Source organism: Agilicoccus flavus (assembly GCF_014857905.1).
Classification (GTDB): domain Bacteria; phylum Actinomycetota; class Actinomycetes; order Actinomycetales; family Dermatophilaceae; genus Agilicoccus; species Agilicoccus flavus.
Window position 1 is genome coordinate 14,336 of sequence record NZ_JACYXE010000019.1, and the last position, 17,705, is coordinate 32,040.

Genomic DNA, 17,705 nt, shown 5'->3' on the forward strand with positions numbered 1-17,705 from the left:
CCCAGACGCACCGTCGCGACCCCCGCAGGTGGGGACACCCTGCGGCGGGACGGCGACGGGGCCCCACCGTCGTGGTGGGGCCCCGTCGGCCGGATCGGCCCTGTCGGGCGCCGGATCAGTTCTGGCGGTGGTCGCCGTCGCGGTCGACGGCGTCGCCGAGCGTGCGACCCGAGGAGTCGCGCGCCTCGACGTCGGACTCGGGCGGCAGCCCGCCGGCGGTGAGGTCGACCACGTCCTCGTCGTCGAGCTTCGCGGGCGGGGTCTCCCCGACCTCGGAGACGGGCAGCGCGCCGCCGTCACCGATCACGGTCTCGCTGCCGGTGCCGGCGGCAGTCCCGGTCGCCGTGCCGGTGGTGTTCGTCGTGGCGGTGGTCGTGCCCGTGGCCGTGGCGCCGGTCGAGCTCGCCGAACCCGTGGCGGGGGCCACGTAGGGGTCGGTGAGCGGGCGCGCCCACGGGTCCTCCTTGGGCTGGGCCTGCTTCTTCGCGACGAAGGCAGCGACCGCGCCCGCGACGGCGAGGATGCCGAGCGTGGCGAGGAGGCCGGACAGGACGCCGCCCTCGTTCTTCGAGGACTTCTTGGCGAGCTGCTTCTTCGACTTCTTGGCCTGCTTGCGGGTCTTCTCGGCCTCGCCGCGAAGCGACCGGACGGCCTCGAGGCGGCGGGCCTCGGCCTCGGAGCGGACCTGCCCACCCTTCTCCTTGGCCTGCGAGACCAGCTCGGACAAGCGCTCGTTGCCCTGCTCGGCCCGGACCGCGGCGGCGGCGCCGGCGGCGGTCGCCGCAGCGGCGGCGGCCTCGCGGCTGTGCTCGAGGCGCGGCTGCGCCCAGTCGGCGGCCTGGTGGGCCTGCTCGCCGCTCCACTGGCGGGCGGCCTCGACCGCGGTGACCCCGGCCGTCTTCAGGCCCGCGAGCGTGGGCACGGTGACCTGCGTCGTCTCGATGGTCGGGACGGTGATCTTCTTCTTCTTCTTGCTCTGGAACACGTGAGTCCTCCCTTGGCGATTCGCTCGGTCTCTCGGTGCCCATCCTGCCCTGTCCTCATGCGTGGGGTGTCATCAGGTGGTCCGTCGGGTCCGTGGCCGTTCCCGGGGGCGGAGGGCCCGCGTGGAAGGATGAGGGGCATGAACGTGACGCTGCACACCAACCACGGCGACATCGAGGTCGTCCTCTTCCCCGATCACGCCCCCAAGACCGTCGACAACTTCGTCGGCCTCGCCAAGGGCACGAAGGACTACCAGGCCGACGGCGGCCGCACGAGCCCCGAGCCGTTCTACGACGGCCTCACCTTCCACCGGATCATCCCGAACTTCATGATCCAGGGCGGCTGCCCCCTCGGCGAGGGCTTCGGCGGACCCGGGTTCACCTTCGACGACGAGATCTCGCCCGACAAGGACTTCTCGCAGCCGTACATGCTCGCCATGGCCAACGCGGGCAAGCGGATGGGCAAGGGCACCAACGGTTCCCAGTTCTTCATCACCGTCGCCCCCACCCCGTGGCTGCAGGGCAAGCACACGATCTTCGGCGAGGTCGCCGACGCGGCGAGCCGCGAGGTCGTCGACCGGATCGGGGCCGTGCGCACCGGCTCGGGCGACAAGCCCGTCGAGCCCGTCGTCCTCGAGAAGGTCACCGTCTCCGAGTGATCGCCGGGCGGCCCGCCGCCCCACGCCGGACCGCCCGACCGCGTCGGAGCGTTCGATGACGGCGCCCACCCCCGCCGCCCGCGGGGGTGGGCGCCGTCGTCGTCCGCCCGGGCCGTCCCCTCCGGCCCACGGGCAGGTGTCCTCCGGCCGGCGGAACACCCCGCCCGACCGGGGCGTTCGTGCCGACGAGACCGCGAACAGAAGGACGTCCCGTGACCCAGCCCGTCCCCGACGGCCCTGCCGGGCCGCCCGCCCCCTCCTGCCCCCGCCACCCGGAGCGTCCCACGCGGATGTCGTGCCAGCGCTGCGGCCGCCCCACCTGCCCGGCGTGCGCGCGGGAGGCGCCGGTCGGGATCCAGTGCGTCGACTGCGTCGGGGCAGCGGCCCGGGCCACCCCCACGACCCGATCGGCGCTCGGCGGCGTGCTCACCCCCGGGCCGCCCGTGCTCAGCTACTCCCTCATCGGCGTCTGCGTCGTCGTCTACCTCGCGCAGCTCGCCGTGCCGCGGCTGACCGAGCTGGGGGCGTTCGTGCCCTTCGTCGGCCTCGAGCAGCCGTGGCGCTTCGTCACGGCGTCCTTCCTGCACAGCCCCGGCCAGCCGATGCACATCATCTTCAACATGCTCGCGCTCTGGCAGGTCGGGCAGTGGCTCGAGCCCATGCTCGGGCGGGCCCGGTTCGGCGCCCTCTACCTGCTGTCGGGGTTCGGCGGCACCGTGGCCTACCTGCTGTTCGCGCGGCCGCCGTCGAGCGTGCTCGACCTCGGCGACGGCGCGTGGTTCTCGGGCATGATCGGCGCGTCCGGGGCCGTCTTCGGGCTCTTCGGCGCGGCGCTCGTCTCGCTGCGCCGGCTCGACCAGCCCCTCGGCGGCATGCTCGTGCTCCTCGGCATCAACGCCGTCATCCCCGTCTTCGCCCCCGCGATCGCGTGGCAGGCCCACCTCGGCGGTTTCGTCGTGGGCGCCCTCGTCACGCTGATCGTCGCCGGTCTCGCCGCCCCCGGGCGGCGCCGGTGGCAGTGGCCGGCGCTCGCGGCCGTGGCGGTGATCCTTCTCGCGCTCGTCGCGGTGGCCTACTCCCTCGCCGACACCTCGTTCGTCGACAACCTGCCGACGTCCTGAGCCCGCGCGGCCGCCCCGGTTGTACACATGATCCACACAGAACCGGCCCCCGATCTGTCCCCAGGTGTGGACGACGTCGGCCGGCACGCGTCCGCGGCGACCGGTCCTGCGCATCGCGGCAGGTCAGGCGGTTGTCCACAGCGGACTCCACACCTGTGATTACAGCGATGTCATTCGTCCCCAGGTGTGGATAGGTCTGTGGAGAACCGGGTGAGGGGCCGGGCGTGGGCGTGGAGAGGGGCCGGTACCGGTAGGCCCGGAACGTCGAACGGCCGCCCCCGTCGGGGGCGGCCGTGTCGTCGAGGTCGGCGAGGTCGCCGGTCGCAGAGGGGGGCGGCGTCAGCGCCAGCGGGTGGTCATGAGGAACCCGGCGACGATGAAGCCGAAGCCGGCGCCGAGGTTCCAGTTGCCCCAGGCCTCCACGGGGAAGCGGGCCTGGGTGAGGTAGTACGTGACGACCCAGACGAGCCCGATGAGCATGAGGCCGACCATGACGGGCACGAACCAGCGCGGGTTGGCGCCGGAGGCGCGTGCGGCGGTGCGCGCGGCCCGCTTGTCGGCCTTCTTTCGCTCCCGCGGGGTGAGCTTCTTCGTCGTCTCCGCCACGTGCCACTCCTCGAACTCGTCTCGGCCGGATCGTCGTTCGCCCGGCCGGAGGGCCTTCGTGCCCCCGCTGACCTCCCAGGGTAGGTGCTCATACTGGGTGCGCCCCGGAGGCACCGCGGGCCGCCTCCGGAACGTGGAGGGCGTGCGAGCGGCACCGCACGCCACGGAGCAGCGGTCGCCGGGGTGGGTCGGGGGCGGATCGGGCGAGCGAGAGGATGGCGACATGGGCACGCGGACGGGGCTCGGGTGGCGGTTCGTGCTGCCGGTGGTCACGGTGCTCGCCGGGCTCATGTTCGCCGGGAGCGCGGTGACGGCCCGGGGCGGCGACCTGCGCAGCTCGTCGACGCAGGGCCTCGTCGGCCTCGTCCGGGAGCGCGAACGCGTCCTCGCCGGTGAGGACGCCGCGCTCGCCCAGGCCCGCGCCGCCCTGGAGACCGCCACGCGCGAGCGCCTCGCCGCGGATCCGACCCTCGCGGGCCTCGACGACGCGGCGCGGGCCGTCGCACCCGCAGCGGCCGTCGAGCCGATCCGCGGCCGCGCCCTCGAGGTCTCCCTGTCGGACGCGCCGACCCGGGGTCCATTGCCCGACGGCGTGGGCGTCGACGACGTCGTCGTCCATCAGCAGGACGTGCAGGCCGTCGTCAACGCCCTCCTGGCCGCCGGTGCGCGGGGGATCACCGTCCAGGGGCAACGGTTGACGTCGACGAGCGCGGTCCGCTGCGTCGGGAACACGCTCATCCTGCACGGTCGCGTCTCGTCGCCGCCGTACGTCGTCGTGGCCGTGGGCGACCCCGCCGCGATGCGCCGGAGCCTGGACGCCGACCCGGCCGTCACCGCGTACCGCGACGACGCGGCTCGGCTCGGTCTCGGCTTCGACGTGCGCGACGCGGGCGACCTCGTGTTGCCCGCCTACACCGGCCCCCTCGACCGCCGCTACGCCCAGGTGGTCCGGTGACCGGCTGCGCCCACCGGCGCGCGGGCGGTCTCGGGCCCGGCGATACGCTGCCGGAACCGCCGTTCTTCTGCCGTGGAGGCCTCCCGTGACCGAGATCCTCGTCGTCGACAACTACGACAGCTTCGTCTACACGATCGTCGGTTACCTCGAGCAGCTCGGTGCGCGCACCCGCGTCGTCCGCAACGACGTCGTCGACCTGGCCGCGGTGCCGGACGTCGCCGGCGTCCTCGTCTCGCCAGGTCCGGGCACCCCGGAGGCGGCGGGGTCCTCGATCGACGTCCTCGAGGCCTGTGGCGCCCACGGCACCCCGATGCTCGGTGTGTGCCTCGGCCACCAGGCCCTCGGCGTGCTCGCCGGCGCGACGGTCGGCCGGGCGGAGGAGCTGCTCCACGGGAAGACCTCCCAGATCCACCACGACGGGACCGGCGTCCTCGCGGGACTCCCGTCGCCGTTCACCGCGACGCGGTACCACTCGCTCGCCGTCGATGCGGCGACCGTCGGCAGCGACCTCGTCGTCAACGGGCGGACCGAGGGCGGGGTCATCATGGCGATGCACCACCGCACCCTGCCCCTGCACGGCGTGCAGTTCCACCCCGAGAGCGTGCTCACCGAGGGCGGGCACCGCATCCTCGCCACGTGGCTCGAGATGTGCGGCCTCGCCGACGCGCCGGCCCGCGCCGAGGGGCTCGGCCCGCTCATGCGCGCCTGAACCCCCCGAGAACCGCGCCCGGTCCTACTCCGTGACCGTGGTCCCGTTCGACGTCGTCGGCGGGGTGACCGGGGTGGGCTCGTCGGTGGAGCGAGGGGTCGTCGGTCGCGGCGTCCCGCTCGACCCGCTGCTCGTCGTGGGCGACTGGGTCACGGTCACCGTGGCCGTCGGGGTGCTCGCGCGCGGGCGGACGACGTTGAGGTCGACGACCGTGCCGATCGGGACCTTCTGGCCCTTGGCGTAGCTCTGCTCGATGACCGTGCCCGGCTTGCGTCGGGCGTCGTCGACGAGCGTGGGCGTGTACCGGAGGGCGATCTTGTTGAGCGCCGCCGCGGCCTGGGTCTGCGACATGCCCGTCACGTCGGGCATCTGCACGAGACCGGTGCTGACCAGCAGCGTGACCGGCGTCCCCTCCGCGACCTTGGACCCGGCCTTCGGGGCCGTGCTCACCACGGCACCGGCGGGCACCTCGAAGCTGTCGACGGGGCGGACCCCCCCGACCGTCAGGCCGTGGTTCTCGAGCTGGACGTTCGCCGTCTCCTGCTGGTAGTTGCGCAGGTTCGGCACCTCCACGCGCCCGGGACCCGTGGACACGCCGAGCCGAACCTCGGAGCCCGGGGCCGACGACGCCCCGGCGGTGGGGTTCTGGGTGACGACCGTGCCGGCCGCGGCCCGGTTCTTGACGTTCTGGGTCGCGACCGCGAATCCGGCCGTCGTCAGGGCGGACTTCGCCGCGGTCTGGTTCTGCCCGACGACCCCCGGCACGGCCACGGGCGCGGGTGGGCGGTCGAACACGCCGCGATTCGCGAGCAGGCCGAGGACGAGAGCGGCGACGGCGAGGACCGCGACGAGCACGGGGACGAGCGGGAACCGGCGCCGCCGCGGCTCCTCGTCCGTGATGCGCAGCGCCGTGGCTCCTGTGGCGACGGCCGGGGCGGGGTTCGCCGCCGGGGCCGGCGCGAGCTCGCCGGCGGCGACCGCGCGGGCCGCGGCCCGGGTGGGTTCGCGGCGCAGGACCGCGTCGAGGTCGGCCGCGAAGTCCTCGCCGTCGGCGTAGCGGTTCGCCGGGTCCTTCGCGAGGGCATGCAGCACGACGACGTCGAGGTTGCTCGGCACGGCCGGGGCGTGCACCGACGGCGGCTGCGGAGGCTCCCCCACGTGCTGGTAGGCGATGGCCACGGGCGAGTCGCCCACGAACGGCGGCCGCCCGGTGAGCAGTTCGTAGAGCAGGCAGCCGGCCGAGTACAGGTCGGAGCGCGCGTCGACGTCCTGGCCCTGCGCCTGCTCGGGTGAGAGGTACTGCGCGGTGCCGACGACGATGCTCGTGTTCGTCATCGTGGCGGCCGTGTCGGCGATCGCCCGCGCGATCCCGAAGTCCATGACCTTCGCCTCGTCGCCGTCGCCGAGGATGACGTTGGCCGGCTTGACGTCGCGGTGGATGATGCCGTGCGCGTGGCTGTAGTGCAGGGCCCGCAGCACCTGCGTCATGATCCGGGTCGCGCGCATGGGCTCGAGCGCGCCGTCCTCGTGGAGCACGTCCCGCAGCGTCGGGCCGTGCACGTACTCCATGACGATGAACGGGACGGAGATGGGGGCGCCCCCCGACTCGGTGAAGACGTCCTCGCCCGAGTCGAAGACGGCGACGATCGACGGGTGGTTGAGGCTCGCCGCCGACTTCGCCTCCCGCCGGAAGCGCATGAGGAACGACCGGTCCCGGGCGAGCTCGGAGCGGAGGATCTTGATGGCGACCTCGCGTCCGAGGCGGGTGTCGTAGCCCGCGTGGACCTCCGCCATCCCGCCGCGACCGATGAGCTCGCCGATCTCGTACCGGCCCGCGAGCAGGCGCGGTCGGTCGGGGACGCCGTCACCGGTGCGGTCCGCGGAGCCCCTCGGGTCCGGTCCGTCCGGCTCGTCCGTCCCGCCCGTCCCACCCTGGTCGCTCACGATGCGTCACCTCCGCCGGCGTTCTCGACCGTGCCGTCGGTCCCGGCCCCACCCTGGACCTGGACCGGGCGCGCCTGGCCGGAACCGTTCGCGCCGGTGCCCTCGGGCACCGCGCCGTCGGCCGAGGCGGAGTCGCCGCTCGAGCCGTCCGCGCCGGACGCGTCGTCGGAGTCGTCGGCGGGCGCCTCGGAGGTCCGGGGCGGGACGGGTGCGTTGTTGCCCGCGGAGCCCCCGGTCGGGTCCTGCTGCGGGGTATCCGAGGTCTCGGGGGCGTCCGAGGTCTCCGGCTTGCTCGTCGACGGGGCCTGGCTCGTCGGTGTCGGCGCCGGGGCGGAGGTCCGCGTGGGCGTCGGGGTGGTGGCCGGGGTCGTCTGCTGCGGGCCGCGCGAGACGTCCAGGGTGATCGTCGTCCCCCGGGCGATCGCGTCGCCGGTCGGTGCGACGTCGAGCACCTCGCCGGCGGGACGGTCGCTGTCGACCTCGCGGGCCACCGGGACGAGACCGAGCTGGCGCAACGCGGTGCTCGCCGACGCGAACGACTGGCCCACGAGGTCGTCGCGGTTGACCTCGACGGTCCGCGCCGAGCTCGTCGCCGTCGGGGTCGAGCTCGGGGTGATCACGCGCGTCGTCGTCGGCGTCGGCGAGGGCTCGCGGCCCGGACCGAACTGGAACAGCCCCCACCCGACGAGGGCGAGCACGAGGAGCAGCGGCACGAGCCAGATCCACGGTCCGCGCTTCTTCTCCGCACCGTCCTCGTCGCCCAGGCGCAGGCCCGTCGTCGAGCCGGCCCCGGCGGCGGCGGGCACGGCCGCGCGCCGGGCCGTCCCGAGGCGCTCGGTGCGGGCCGCGCGCTCGCCGAGGCGCTGCGTGCGCGTGACGGCGGCCGACTGACCGGCGAGGGCGAGGGCGACATCGCGCGCGCTGGGCGGACGCAGCGACGGGTCCTTCGCGAGGCACGCCATGACGACCCCGGCCAGCGGCTGGGGCACGCTCGTCGGCAGCGGCGGCGCGGGGTTGTGGATGTGCGCCATCGCCGTCGCGACGGGTGATCCCTCGTCGAACGCCCGCCGGCCGGTGAGCATCTCGTGGGCGACGGCGCCGAGGGCGTACACGTCGCTCGCGGGGCCCACGTGCCGGCCCATCGCCTGCTCGGGCGAGATGTACTGCGCCGTGCCCATGACCTCGCCGGTCCGGGTGATCGGCACGGCGTCCACGGCCCGCGCGATCCCGAAGTCGGTGAGTTTCACGACGCCGTCGTGGCGGACGAGGATGTTCGCCGGCTTGACGTCGCGGTGGATGACGCCGGCGTCGTGGGCGGCCTGGAGTGCGTCGGCGGCCTGGCCCATGATCGAGGACACCCGGGCCGGGTCGAGGGGGCCCTCGTCCTTGATGATCTGCGACAACGGTTCGCCCTCGACGAGCTCCATGACGAGCCAGGACGCGCCGTCGTCCTCGCCGTAGTCGTAGAGCGCGGCGATGTTGCCGTGCGACAGCGCGGCCGTGTTGCGCGCCTCCTCCCGGAAGCGTTGCGTGAAGCCCGGTTGCCCGGCGAGCGAGGGGCTGAGCAGCTTGATCGCGACGACCCGGCCCAGGACGCGGTCGGTGGCGCGCCACACCTCGCCCATCCCCCCGACGGCGATGCGATCGCCGAGGGTGTAGCGGTTCCCGAAGACGGACCCGGTGGTGAACTTCATGGGGCGATCACTGCTTTCATCACGTCACGTGCGATCGGCGCGGACACCTTGCCGCCGGCTGCTTCGCTGCCGGCATTGCCACCATCCTCGACGACGACGGCGACGGCCACCTTGGGGTCGTCCGCCGGCGCGAAGGCGGTGAACCACGCGTGAGGGTCGCGGCCCTCACCGTGCTCGGCGGTACCGGACTTGCCGGCCACCGTGATCCCCGAGATCTGGGCCCGGGTTCCGGTGCCCGACTCGACGACCTTGGTCATCATGCGGGTGAGCGCGGCCGCGACGTCACCGCTCACCGCCTGCCCGAGCTTGGTCGGGGCGGTCTGCCCGAACGCCTCGAGGTCGGAGGCGCGCTTCTGGGCGATGAGATACGGCTTCATGACGGCCCCGCCGTTGGCGACCGCGGCGCTGACCATCGCGACCTGCAGCGGGGTGACCCGCACGTCGTACTGCCCGATGGCCGCCTGCGCCTCCTGGGGCCGGTTGAGCTGCTCGGGCACGGTACTCGCCGTCGCGCGCATGGGGATCTCGACGGCCTGCCCGAAGCCGAACTTGCCCGCCTGCTCGCGCAGCGCCGTCCCGCCGAGCTGGAGGCCCAGCCAGCCGAAGGCCGTGTTGCACGACGTCTCGAGCGCCTGCGTCATCGTCGGCCGGCCGCCCGAGCACGCGCCGCCGTCGTGGTTCGGCAGGGTCGCGCTCGTGTCGGGCAGGTCGAGGCGCTCAGGCCCCGGCAGGGTCGAGTTCTCGTCGAAGCGGCCTGAGGACAGGGCCGCCGCGGCGGTGACGATCTTGAAGACCGACCCCGGCGGGTACAGGTCGCCGCGGATCGCGCGGTTGACGAGCGGCCGGCCCGAGTCGGCGTTGAGCTCGCGCCACGCCTCCTGCACCTGCGACGCGTCGTGGCCGGCGAGGCGGTTCGGGTCGTAGGCGGGGTGGCTGACCATCGCGAGGATCTTGCCGGTCTTCGGCTCGAGCGCGACGACGGCGCCCCGCTGATCGCCGAGCCCGTCCTGCGCGGCCTTCTGCGCGCGGGGGTCGATCGTCAGTTCCAGGCTGACGCCGGTGGGCCGTCGCCCCGAGACGAGGTCGCCGAGCCGGCGGTAGAAGAGCTGGTCGGACTGCCCCGTGAGGAGGTCGTCGGCCGACTGCTCGAGGCCGCCGCCGGCGCCGTAGATGAACGAGTAGTAGCCGGTGACGTGGGAGTACAGGCTGCCCTGGGGGAACGTGCGCTGGTACTTGAACTCGTCGTCGGTCGTCTCCGAGCGCGCCACGGCCTCGCCGTCGACGAGGAGGGCGCCGCGCTCCTGGGCGTAGGTGGCCAGCAGGGTCCGGCGGTTGCCGGGGCGGTCGCGCAGCTCCTTGGCCTGGGCGAACTGGATCCACGAGGAGGCGACGAGGAGTGCGCAGAACATGGCGGCGATGACGACGGCGAGCCGCCGGATGGGGTTGTTCACGCGATCACCGCCTTCCCGGGGCCGGCCGGCGGGGTCACCGGCGGCGGCGCCTCGTCGGGCGTCGGCCGGCGGGCGTGGTCGCTGATGCGCAGCAGGAGCGCGACGATGACCCAGTTCGAGAGCAGCGAGGAGCCGCCCGAGGACAGGAACGGGGAGGTCAGGCCCGTGAGGGGGATGACGCGGGTGACGCCGCCGACGACGACGAAGATCTGCAGCGCCACGGAGAACGCGAGCCCGGTGGCGAGCAGCTTGCCGAAGCCGTCGCGCGTGCCGAGCGCCGTGCGCAGGCCGCGCTCGACGAAGAGGACGTACAGCATGAGGATCGCGCACAGGCCGATGAGCCCCAGCTCCTCGCCGAAGCTCGGGATGATGAAGTCGCTCTCGGCGAACGGCGTGATCTGCGGGTTGCCCCGGCCCAACCCCGTGCCGAAGAGACCGCCCGCGCCCATCCCCATGAGGCCGTCGACGAGCTGGCTCGACTGGGCGAGGGCCTCCGGCGACCACGGGTCGAGCCAGAACTCGACCCGCTGGCGGACGTGGCCGAAGAGCAGGTACGCCACGTAGGCCCCGCCGCTGAAGAGCAGCAGGCCGATGGTGATCCAACTGATGCGCTCGGTGGCGACGTACAGCATCGCCACGAAGAGCCCGAAGAACAGCAGCGACGTCCCGAGGTCGCGTTCGAGCACGAGCACCGCGAGGCTCGAGAGCCACGCCACGAGGATCGGGCCGAGGTCCCGGGCCCGCGGCAGCGGGAAGCCGAGGACGGTCCGGCCGGCGAGGGCCAGGGCGTCGCGGGTCTGCACGAGGTAGGCGGCGAAGAAGATCGTCAGCAGGATCTTCGCGACCTCGCCGGGCTGGAACGAGAACCCGGCGACGCGGATCCAGATCCGCGCGCCGTTGAGCTCGACCCCGAGGAACGGCACGAGCGGCAGCAGCAGGCACACGAGGCCCGCGACCATCGCGGTGAACGTGTAGCGGCGCAGCCGACGGTGGTCGCGCAGCGCAACGATGACGAGGGCGGCGATGACGATCCCGAGGCCGCTCCACATGAGCTGCCGGGGCGCGAAGGCCTCGGCCAGGTCGCGCCCCTCGGCGAGGTCGAGACGGTGGATCATGACGACGCCGAGCCCGTTGAGCAGCGTGACGATGGGCAGGACGACGGGGTCGGCGTAGGCGGCGCGCCAGCGCAGGACGAGGTGGAACGCGACGACGAACCCGAGCAGCCACGAGCCCTGCGTGACGATGTCGATCGGCACGGCGCCGCCCACGGCCAGCCCGACCGACAGGTAGGCGAGCAGCACGATCCCCACCGCGAAGAGCAGCAGGAGCAGCTCGACGTTGCGGCGGGTGCGCGGCACGAAGAACGAGACCGTGGTCACGAGCTCGCCGCCGATCCGCAGGCGATGCCCGCTGTCCGGCGCTGCACGCACAGCTCGGCCTGGTTGCGCAGCTCGTCGACGCGGGAGCCGACCTCGACCTGGTTGTGCGCGGGGATCGTCGCCTCGAGCTTGTCGCGGTAGAACTGCGGCAGGTCGTCGACGTCGATGTCGGTCATCTCGCGGACCGACGCGAAGGACACGGGGCCGAGCTTCTGGGGGATGCCGTCGAACACGGTGACGCGCCCGGAGGACTCACCGATGAACATCTGGGCCTGGGTCCAGCGGTAGCCGGAGTACCCGGCCCCGCCGAGCACGAGCAGCACGACGAGCAGGAGCGCGACGACGCGCAGGCCGGGGCGCGAGAAGCCCTCGTCGTCGCCCGGGTCGTCGTCCTCGTCGGGGGCGCCGGTCGCCTGGCGGCGCAGGGCCGCGGCCTTCTGGGCCGGGTTGAGGGCCTGCGTGGGGAGGGCACCCGCCCGCCGCTCCGCCACCGCGCCGACGATCTGCGGCTGCGTCGGGGGGCCGGAGGTGGCGTCGACGACGTCGGCGACGACGCACGTGACGTTGTCGGGCGCGCCGGCCTTGAGGGCGAGGTCGACGAGGCGGGCGGCGGTCGCGTCGACGCCCTCGCCGTCGCGCACGACCTCCTCGATCGTGTCGCGGGCGACGTAGTCGGACAGGCCGTCGGAGCAGATGAGGTAGCGGTCGCCGATCCGCCCCTGGCGCATCGACAGGTCGGGCTCGTCCTCCGGTGCGCCGGTGAGCACGCGGGTGACGAGCGAGCGCTGCGGGTGGTGTTCCGCCTCCTCGGCGCTGATCCGGCCGGCGTCGACGAGGCTCTGCACGAAGGAGTGGTCCTTCGTGATCTGCGTGAACTGCTCTCCGCGCAGGAGGAAGGCGCGGGAGTCACCGATGTGCACGAGGGCGAGGCCGGTGGGGCCGCAGCGCAGGAGCGCCGTCAGCGTCGTGCCCATGCCGTGCAGCTCGCCGTTCTCGGCCATCGCCTTCGTCAGCGAGCGGTTCGCGTCCGCGATCGTGTCGGCGAGGAGCTCGAGGGCGTCGTCGGCGCCGTGGCTGTCGCCGTCGAGCGGCGCGAGGCGCGCGAGCACGAGGGAGCTCGCGACGTTGCCGCCCGCGTGCCCGCCCATGCCGTCGGCGACGGCGAGCAGGTGCGGGCCGGCGTAGCCCGAGTCCTCGTTGCGCGAGCGCACCAGACCCACGTCGGTGCGCGCCGCGTAGCGCACGGCGATCGTCATGGAGCTACCGCCTCAGCTCCAGCACGGTCGCGCCGATGCGCAACTGCGTGCCGTCGGTGAGGGGCGTGGGGGCGTCGATGCGCTCGCCGTTGACGTGGGTGCCGTTCGTGGAGCCGAGATCCTCGACGTACCAGGACTTGTCGTCGTAGTAGACGCGGGCGTGCCGCCCCGAGGCGAAGTCGTCGTCGAGGATGAGGGTGCACTCGGGGTTGCGGCCCAGCAGCACCCCCGCCTCGCGCAGCGGCACGGTCGTGCCGCGCATCTGCCCGTCGACGACCGCAAGGATGCTGAACCCGCGCCGGGGCCGGGTCGGGGAGCTGCGGGTCGGCCGGATCGTGTTCCGGCCGCGGGCCGACCGGTGCACGATGCGCGTGCCGTAGAGGTCGCTGCGCAGGACGCCGACGATGCTGAAGATGAACAGCCACAGCAGCACGAGGACGCCGAGTCGCACGGCCGACAGGGTCAGTTCGCTCATGCGCTCACCGACCCTTCGTGCGCAGGTCGAAGGTCACGCGGCCGATGGTCACGCGGTCGCCGTCGGACAGGCGGGTCGTGTCGACGCGCTCGCCGTTGACGAACGTGCCGTTCGTCGAGCCGAGGTCGCGCAGCCCGATGACGAGGTGCGGGCCGTCGTGCGTCACCCGGATCTCGCAGTGCCTCCGGCTGATGCCGGCGTCGGAGAGCGTGATGTCGGCGGTCTCGTCGCGGCCGAGGACGGTGATCGCCCCGAGCAGCGGGTAAGTGTCGCCGTCGATCTCGAGCCACGGGCGGTGGCTCGGGTCGACCAGCGGCGGAGGCGGCTCGGCCGCCGCCGGCGTCATCGTGGAGGTCGGCGCGTCGTCCGGATCGGCGCCGTCGACGTCGTCGTCGACCGGCCACCCGTCCATGTCCTGGCGCAGCGCGCGTTCCCGGGCGGCGGCCACGCCCGCGGTGGCGCCGGCGGCGGCGGACGCGGCGCGCCCCGCCACGGCGATCTCGCCCTCGGGCTGGGACGTCGCCTCGGGCGGGTGCGGGCTGTGGCGGCGGGGAAGCTCGTCGGCCGCGGCCGCCTCTTCCTGGGCGTCGCGGCGTGCGCGGCGCTCGGCGCGAGAGGCGGCGGGGCTCGGCGCGGCCGGCCCCCGACGCCGGCGCGCCGGGGTGGAGGTCGTGCTCGGCCGGACGCGGAACACCCCGGTGTCGAGGTCGTCCTTGACGACGAAGTCGACCTGGAGCGGCCCGCCCGGCTGGTAGTGCTGCGACTCCGCGTACTCCTCGACGGAGGCGACGAGCTCGTCGACGAGGACGTCCTCGTACTGGGTGAGGCGGTCGTGGTCGTGAGGGTCGAGCTCGATGGTGAAGGCGTTGGGCACGATCGTGCGGCCCTTGCCGACGACGGCGGCCCGGTCGTCCATCGCCCGGCGCATGGCGGCGGCGATCTCGACGGGCTGGACCTCGGCCTTGAAGGCGCGCGCGAAGGCGCCGTTGATCACCCTGTCGAGCGTGCGCTCGACGCGATCGAACAGTCCCACGGTCACCCCTCCCGGTTCCCAGCCTCGTTCCAGCGTATCGGCACCCCCTGACAGAGTCCTGGACCCAAGGGCCCGACGGACCGACGGGTCCGGGACGGGCCCCATCCCGTTTGGACGATCCCCGCGGCGTCTGGCACTCTTGGGAGGCGCGCGCGAGTGGCGGAATAGGCAGACGCGCACGGTTCAGGTCCGTGTGCCCGAAAGGGCGTGGGGGTTCAACTCCCCCCTCGCGCACCGATGGGTAGTTCCCTGAACTACTTGTTTTGGATTCCCGAAACTCCCGGCCGGAGATGTTCCGGCCGGGAGTTTCGCCGTTCCGGGGGTCGTGACGGTCCCCGAGGCCTCCGTCGACGCCGATTGGTATACCGTGAGGCCGGTTTCGTTGTCTCTGATCCGTTTCCGGGCAGGCTGGCGCTGCCTTCGTGTGGTGTGAGTGGCTGGGGCCAGGCCGGTCAGTCGGTCGGGCGCCTGCGTCGGCCGCGGGTCCGGGTGGCCTTGTCGAGTGGTCGGTCGTCGACGGGCTCCCCGAGATGGACCTGCCACGGCTCGGGTCGCCCGCGTCTTGTGTGCCACGCGTGCAGGCTGACGAGGTTGTGTCCGCCCAGGGTGACAGCCATGAGCAGTGCGGTCGCGACGAGCCCAGTTTGTCGGAAGAAGCCGCGGTTGACGCTGAGCCGCTGGTAGCGGTTGGCGCCGATGAGGCCCTCGACGAGGGTGCGCCGATTGAAGGACAGCGCCCAACGGGTCGACTGCCAGGGATGGTGCTGACGGTCGCGTTCGAGCAGGCTGTCGTGGATAGTGATGGTCTTCCCGCACCCGCACGGCTCGCCTGGGACGCAGGTCGTGGTGGGGATGGTGTGCGGCATCCGCATCGACGCCGGGGTGTTCGGGCAGCGGACCTTGAACGGATGCCCGTCGACTGCTGGGCCGCGGAAGCGCTGCGTCCCGCGTGTCGTGTCGCGCTTGGCGTGTGGGACGAACCGGTAGGGCTCGCGGGCGTCGAATGCTTCGCGGCGTCGTGCCTTTTCGGCGGCGCTCATGCCAGCGGTGGGTGCCTCGAGCGTGCGGTGGGTCTCGGGGAGGGCGCTGGAGTAGAGGCTGCCGTCGACCCAGACCGTGCCGGCCTCAGGGCCGGGCCGGACCACCCGTTGGGTCTTGTGCAGGTCCATCGTCACGGTGATGCCTCGGTCGCGGAGCGGGCCGGCGAGCTGGTTGCCCTTGGCCGTGGTGTAGCCACGGTCGACGAGCAGGTCAGTGAAAGGTGGCAGGGCGTCGACGATGTTCAGGCAGGCTCGGGCGCGATCACGGATTCCTGGTCGCAACGCGAGGCCCGCCACCACCTGAGGGATGGGTTCGGAGCCGCCGTGCGGTGCGTACGTCGCGAGGTGGGCTTCATAGCCGAGGAAGTGCTCGGTGGGGCGGCGGTCGGTCGCAGTGCGGTGTCCCCAGCGAGCGTCGGGGTCAGCTGACCAGAAGGCGCGGCCCTCGGCATCGACGTGCTTCTTGTGCGGCCTGGTGTGGCTCTCGATGTCGGTGCCGTCGATCGCCACCGCTGGGGGTCGGTCGAACTCCGGCGGGAGGCTGGCCTGGATGAGCATCGTCGTGAGCTCGTCCAGGCCGACCTGCTCGAACGGGCAACCCTCCGGGCAGGGCAGGGCTTCGCCGGTATCCGGATCGACCTTGAGCTCATGGTGGTGCTCGACCAGGACCCCGTGCTCGACGACGCGCAGGATCGCCCGCCAGCCGGAGTGCATCCGCTTGTAACGGACCTGCATACGCTTCGGGATCCCGAGCGCCGCTCGTTGCCTCGGCTTGAGCTTCTTCACCGACCGGCACACGCCGGAGGTGGTCATCGTGTGCGGCTCGCCGGTGGCGTGAAAGATGTAGGCGGCGAGGACCCCTGCCAGCGGGATGAGGCGAGGCCGTCCGGTCCGCCGTTCCGCCGCCGCGCAGAGCTTCACAGCGATCTCGCTGGTCGCGACCGCGACGGCCCGCGCGATGCGCTGTTCGTCTGTCATCGGGTTGGCCGGCGTCGCGTCCGAGCTCAACCGCGAACCAAGGGCGCTCGGAGGCCGTCGCGATCGGCTCACCGGCGGACCGCCTGGGCGAACAGTGTGGGCTCGTCCGGTTGCGGGATGTACTGCTGCAGAGGCTGGTAGGACCGCCACGAGGTGAAGCCGGCCAGCGTGGTGAGCCCGCCCATGGACATGCCGTGGGTGAGGTGTTCGACCATCCAGGTGGCCCTCAGCCGCGCTGGGGTGATCGTCGGACAGCCGGGCGGGACGTCGGCCTTGCGCAGCATCTCGTGGAAGGGTGAGCGGTCCCACTTCCTCGGCCGGTACGCCAGGATCGGCGCGCCGGCCGGTTCGGTGAGGAAGCCGGCGAGAATCTCGTCGTTGGGTGCGGTGATCGGCACCACCCGGGGATGCCTGCTCTCGGTGACGCGCACGCAGAGGAAACCGTGGACCGTCTCGAGGTCGCCGACGTTGGCCTTCCACATCTCGTGCGGGTGCAACCCCGCGCCGAGACCGAGCGCGAGGTACCCGGTGAAGCGGCGACGGCGGATCTTCGTGCTCTGGTCGTTGGCGATCTCCCACAAGCGCGTGATCTCGTCCTGGGTGAACGGCACGAGCGTCCTGCGCTGCTTCAGCTGCGGCGGATCGGGCGCCCACGGTGCCTTCGTCGTGATCTGCCTGGAGAAGCGCCGCAGGTCCGAGCGACGGGTCGCGCGCGAGGACACTGCCAAGTGCGAGGCAGCGACCGCGATGTACCGCTCGACCGCGTCGGGGACGAACATCCGGTCCCGATCCAGCGGGTAGCCCTCTCGATGTGCCCACGCGACGAACTGCGACACCGTCCGCATCGCCTCGATGGCCTGTCGTTCACTCCCGGGTGGACAAGAAGGACGGACTCCCGCGTGAAGTCCGCGACAGGCGCCCACTCGTCGTCCGGGATCGCGTGCGGCACGTACCGGAACACGGCGGCCCGTGGCTCCTCGCCGCCGGCGTGGCGGTTGACGTTCTCAGTTCCAGAAGAGCACTCTGGACGTGTTGAAGACATAGAAGTACCCCCTCAGGGTGCTTGCGCAAGTGAATGAAAGGCAGCGAGCTCACTACTCGCTGAAGAGATTCGCGACGAGGTCCGGAGTTCCAGCTCTGGGCCTTTCGCTTGTCGGCGTCCTGCGTCGAGCGGCTCAGTCCATCGCGGCTCCGCGGCACTCGAGGGCGGCGGCGAGGAGGTCGGCATGGACGGCCGTCACGGATCGGCCGTCGGTCAGGGCGACGTCATAGAGCTGCTTCGCTAGCCCGGAGATTTCATTGGGTGAGTGACCCCTGAACGCGAGAAGTGCCCTTGACCTGCAAGGATGTCGATTGCTGAAGTCGATAACCGCAGGATCTGAAGGGCACTTCTCAGGTGAGTAAGCGTAGCGGGCTGTACCC

General features: G+C 72.7%; 16 protein-coding genes and 1 tRNA gene. 5 read left to right on the forward strand and 12 right to left on the reverse strand.

Translation table 11 applies throughout. The features are described from left to right. Positions 1-115: 115 nt before the first annotated feature. Positions 116-985 (reverse strand): hypothetical protein, encoded by an 870-nt coding sequence (locus tag ICW24_RS18460; RefSeq protein ID WP_226347196.1) that lies wholly within the window; start codon positions 983-985, stop codon positions 116-118. A 138-nt stretch (positions 986-1,123) separates the two neighbouring features. Here ICW24_RS18460 and ICW24_RS18465 point away from each other — a divergent pair, with 138 nt between their 5' ends. Then, on the forward strand, positions 1,124-1,642 hold the full coding sequence (locus ICW24_RS18465; RefSeq protein WP_226347197.1) for a peptidylprolyl isomerase: 519 nt from the start codon (positions 1,124-1,126) through the stop codon (positions 1,640-1,642). 212 nt (positions 1,643-1,854) lie between these two features. Next, positions 1,855-2,763, forward strand: coding sequence for a rhomboid family intramembrane serine protease (locus tag ICW24_RS18470; protein WP_226347198.1), 909 nt, complete (start codon positions 1,855-1,857; stop codon positions 2,761-2,763). A 339-nt stretch (positions 2,764-3,102) separates the two neighbouring features. On the opposite strand, the gene ICW24_RS19820 is transcribed toward ICW24_RS18470, so the two are convergent. Beyond that, positions 3,103-3,369, reverse strand: a complete 267-nt coding sequence (locus ICW24_RS19820; RefSeq protein WP_226347199.1) for a cell division protein CrgA — start codon at positions 3,367-3,369, stop codon at positions 3,103-3,105. A 223-nt stretch (positions 3,370-3,592) separates the two neighbouring features. On the opposite strand from ICW24_RS19820, the gene ICW24_RS18480 reads away from it, so the two are divergent. Together ICW24_RS18480 and ICW24_RS18485 are read left to right on the forward strand one after the other, a co-directional pair. Beyond that, the gene (locus ICW24_RS18480; RefSeq protein ID WP_226347200.1) at positions 3,593-4,324 is read left to right on the forward strand and encodes a DUF881 domain-containing protein; all 732 of its coding nucleotides are present in this window, start codon (positions 3,593-3,595) and stop codon (positions 4,322-4,324) included. An 85-nt stretch (positions 4,325-4,409) separates the two neighbouring features. Further along, complete coding sequence (locus tag ICW24_RS18485) at positions 4,410-5,033, forward strand: aminodeoxychorismate/anthranilate synthase component II (RefSeq protein WP_226347201.1); 624 nt, start codon at positions 4,410-4,412, stop codon at positions 5,031-5,033. Positions 5,034-5,057: 24 nt separating this feature from the next. On the opposite strand, the gene pknB is transcribed toward ICW24_RS18485, so the two are convergent. The 7 genes from pknB to ICW24_RS18520 form a co-directional block, all read right to left on the reverse strand. Continuing rightward, positions 5,058-6,875: a Stk1 family PASTA domain-containing Ser/Thr kinase gene (gene pknB / locus ICW24_RS18490; protein WP_264176805.1), complete on the reverse strand. Its 1,818-nt coding sequence runs from the start codon at positions 6,873-6,875 to the stop codon at positions 5,058-5,060. A gap of 98 nt (positions 6,876-6,973) precedes the next feature. Further along, a complete protein-coding gene (locus ICW24_RS18495) occupies positions 6,974-8,671 on the reverse strand; it encodes a protein kinase domain-containing protein (protein WP_226347203.1) in 1,698 nt (565 codons plus the stop codon). Then, entirely contained in the window at positions 8,668-10,122 is a 1,455-nt protein-coding gene (locus ICW24_RS18500) for a peptidoglycan D,D-transpeptidase FtsI family protein (protein WP_226347204.1), read from the reverse strand. The genes ICW24_RS18495 and ICW24_RS18500 overlap by 4 nt, the downstream gene beginning before the upstream one ends. Further along, positions 10,119-11,501 (reverse strand): FtsW/RodA/SpoVE family cell cycle protein, encoded by a 1,383-nt coding sequence (locus ICW24_RS18505; protein WP_226347212.1) that lies wholly within the window; start codon positions 11,499-11,501, stop codon positions 10,119-10,121. The genes ICW24_RS18500 and ICW24_RS18505 overlap by 4 nt, the downstream gene beginning before the upstream one ends. Beyond that, positions 11,498-12,757, reverse strand: a complete 1,260-nt coding sequence (locus ICW24_RS18510; RefSeq protein ID WP_226347205.1) for a PP2C family protein-serine/threonine phosphatase — start codon at positions 12,755-12,757, stop codon at positions 11,498-11,500. The genes ICW24_RS18505 and ICW24_RS18510 overlap by 4 nt, the downstream gene beginning before the upstream one ends. Positions 12,758-12,761: 4 nt before the next feature. Beyond that, complete coding sequence (locus ICW24_RS18515; protein WP_226347206.1) at positions 12,762-13,232, reverse strand: FHA domain-containing protein FhaB/FipA; 471 nt, start codon at positions 13,230-13,232, stop codon at positions 12,762-12,764. 4 nt (positions 13,233-13,236) lie between these two features. Then, on the reverse strand, positions 13,237-14,265 hold the full coding sequence (locus tag ICW24_RS18520; RefSeq protein WP_226347207.1) for an FHA domain-containing protein: 1,029 nt from the start codon (positions 14,263-14,265) through the stop codon (positions 13,237-13,239). Positions 14,266-14,415: 150 nt separating this feature from the next. Between ICW24_RS18520 and ICW24_RS18525 the strand changes: the two genes are divergently transcribed. Next, positions 14,416-14,499: transfer RNA gene (locus ICW24_RS18525), tRNA-Leu, on the forward strand. 218 nt (positions 14,500-14,717) lie between these two features. Here ICW24_RS18525 and ICW24_RS18530 read toward each other — a convergent pair. From ICW24_RS18530 to ICW24_RS18540, 3 genes are all read right to left on the reverse strand, one after another. Beyond that, positions 14,718-16,313: a hypothetical protein gene (locus ICW24_RS18530; RefSeq protein WP_226347208.1), complete on the reverse strand. Its 1,596-nt coding sequence runs from the start codon at positions 16,311-16,313 to the stop codon at positions 14,718-14,720. Between the two features lie 38 nt (positions 16,314-16,351). Next, the gene (locus tag ICW24_RS18535) at positions 16,352-17,128 is read right to left on the reverse strand and encodes a site-specific integrase (RefSeq protein WP_226347209.1); all 777 of its coding nucleotides are present in this window, start codon (positions 17,126-17,128) and stop codon (positions 16,352-16,354) included. Between the two features lie 330 nt (positions 17,129-17,458). Beyond that, the coding region (locus ICW24_RS18540) for a hypothetical protein (RefSeq protein ID WP_226347210.1) at positions 17,459-17,705 on the reverse strand (247 nt) is incomplete at its 5' end.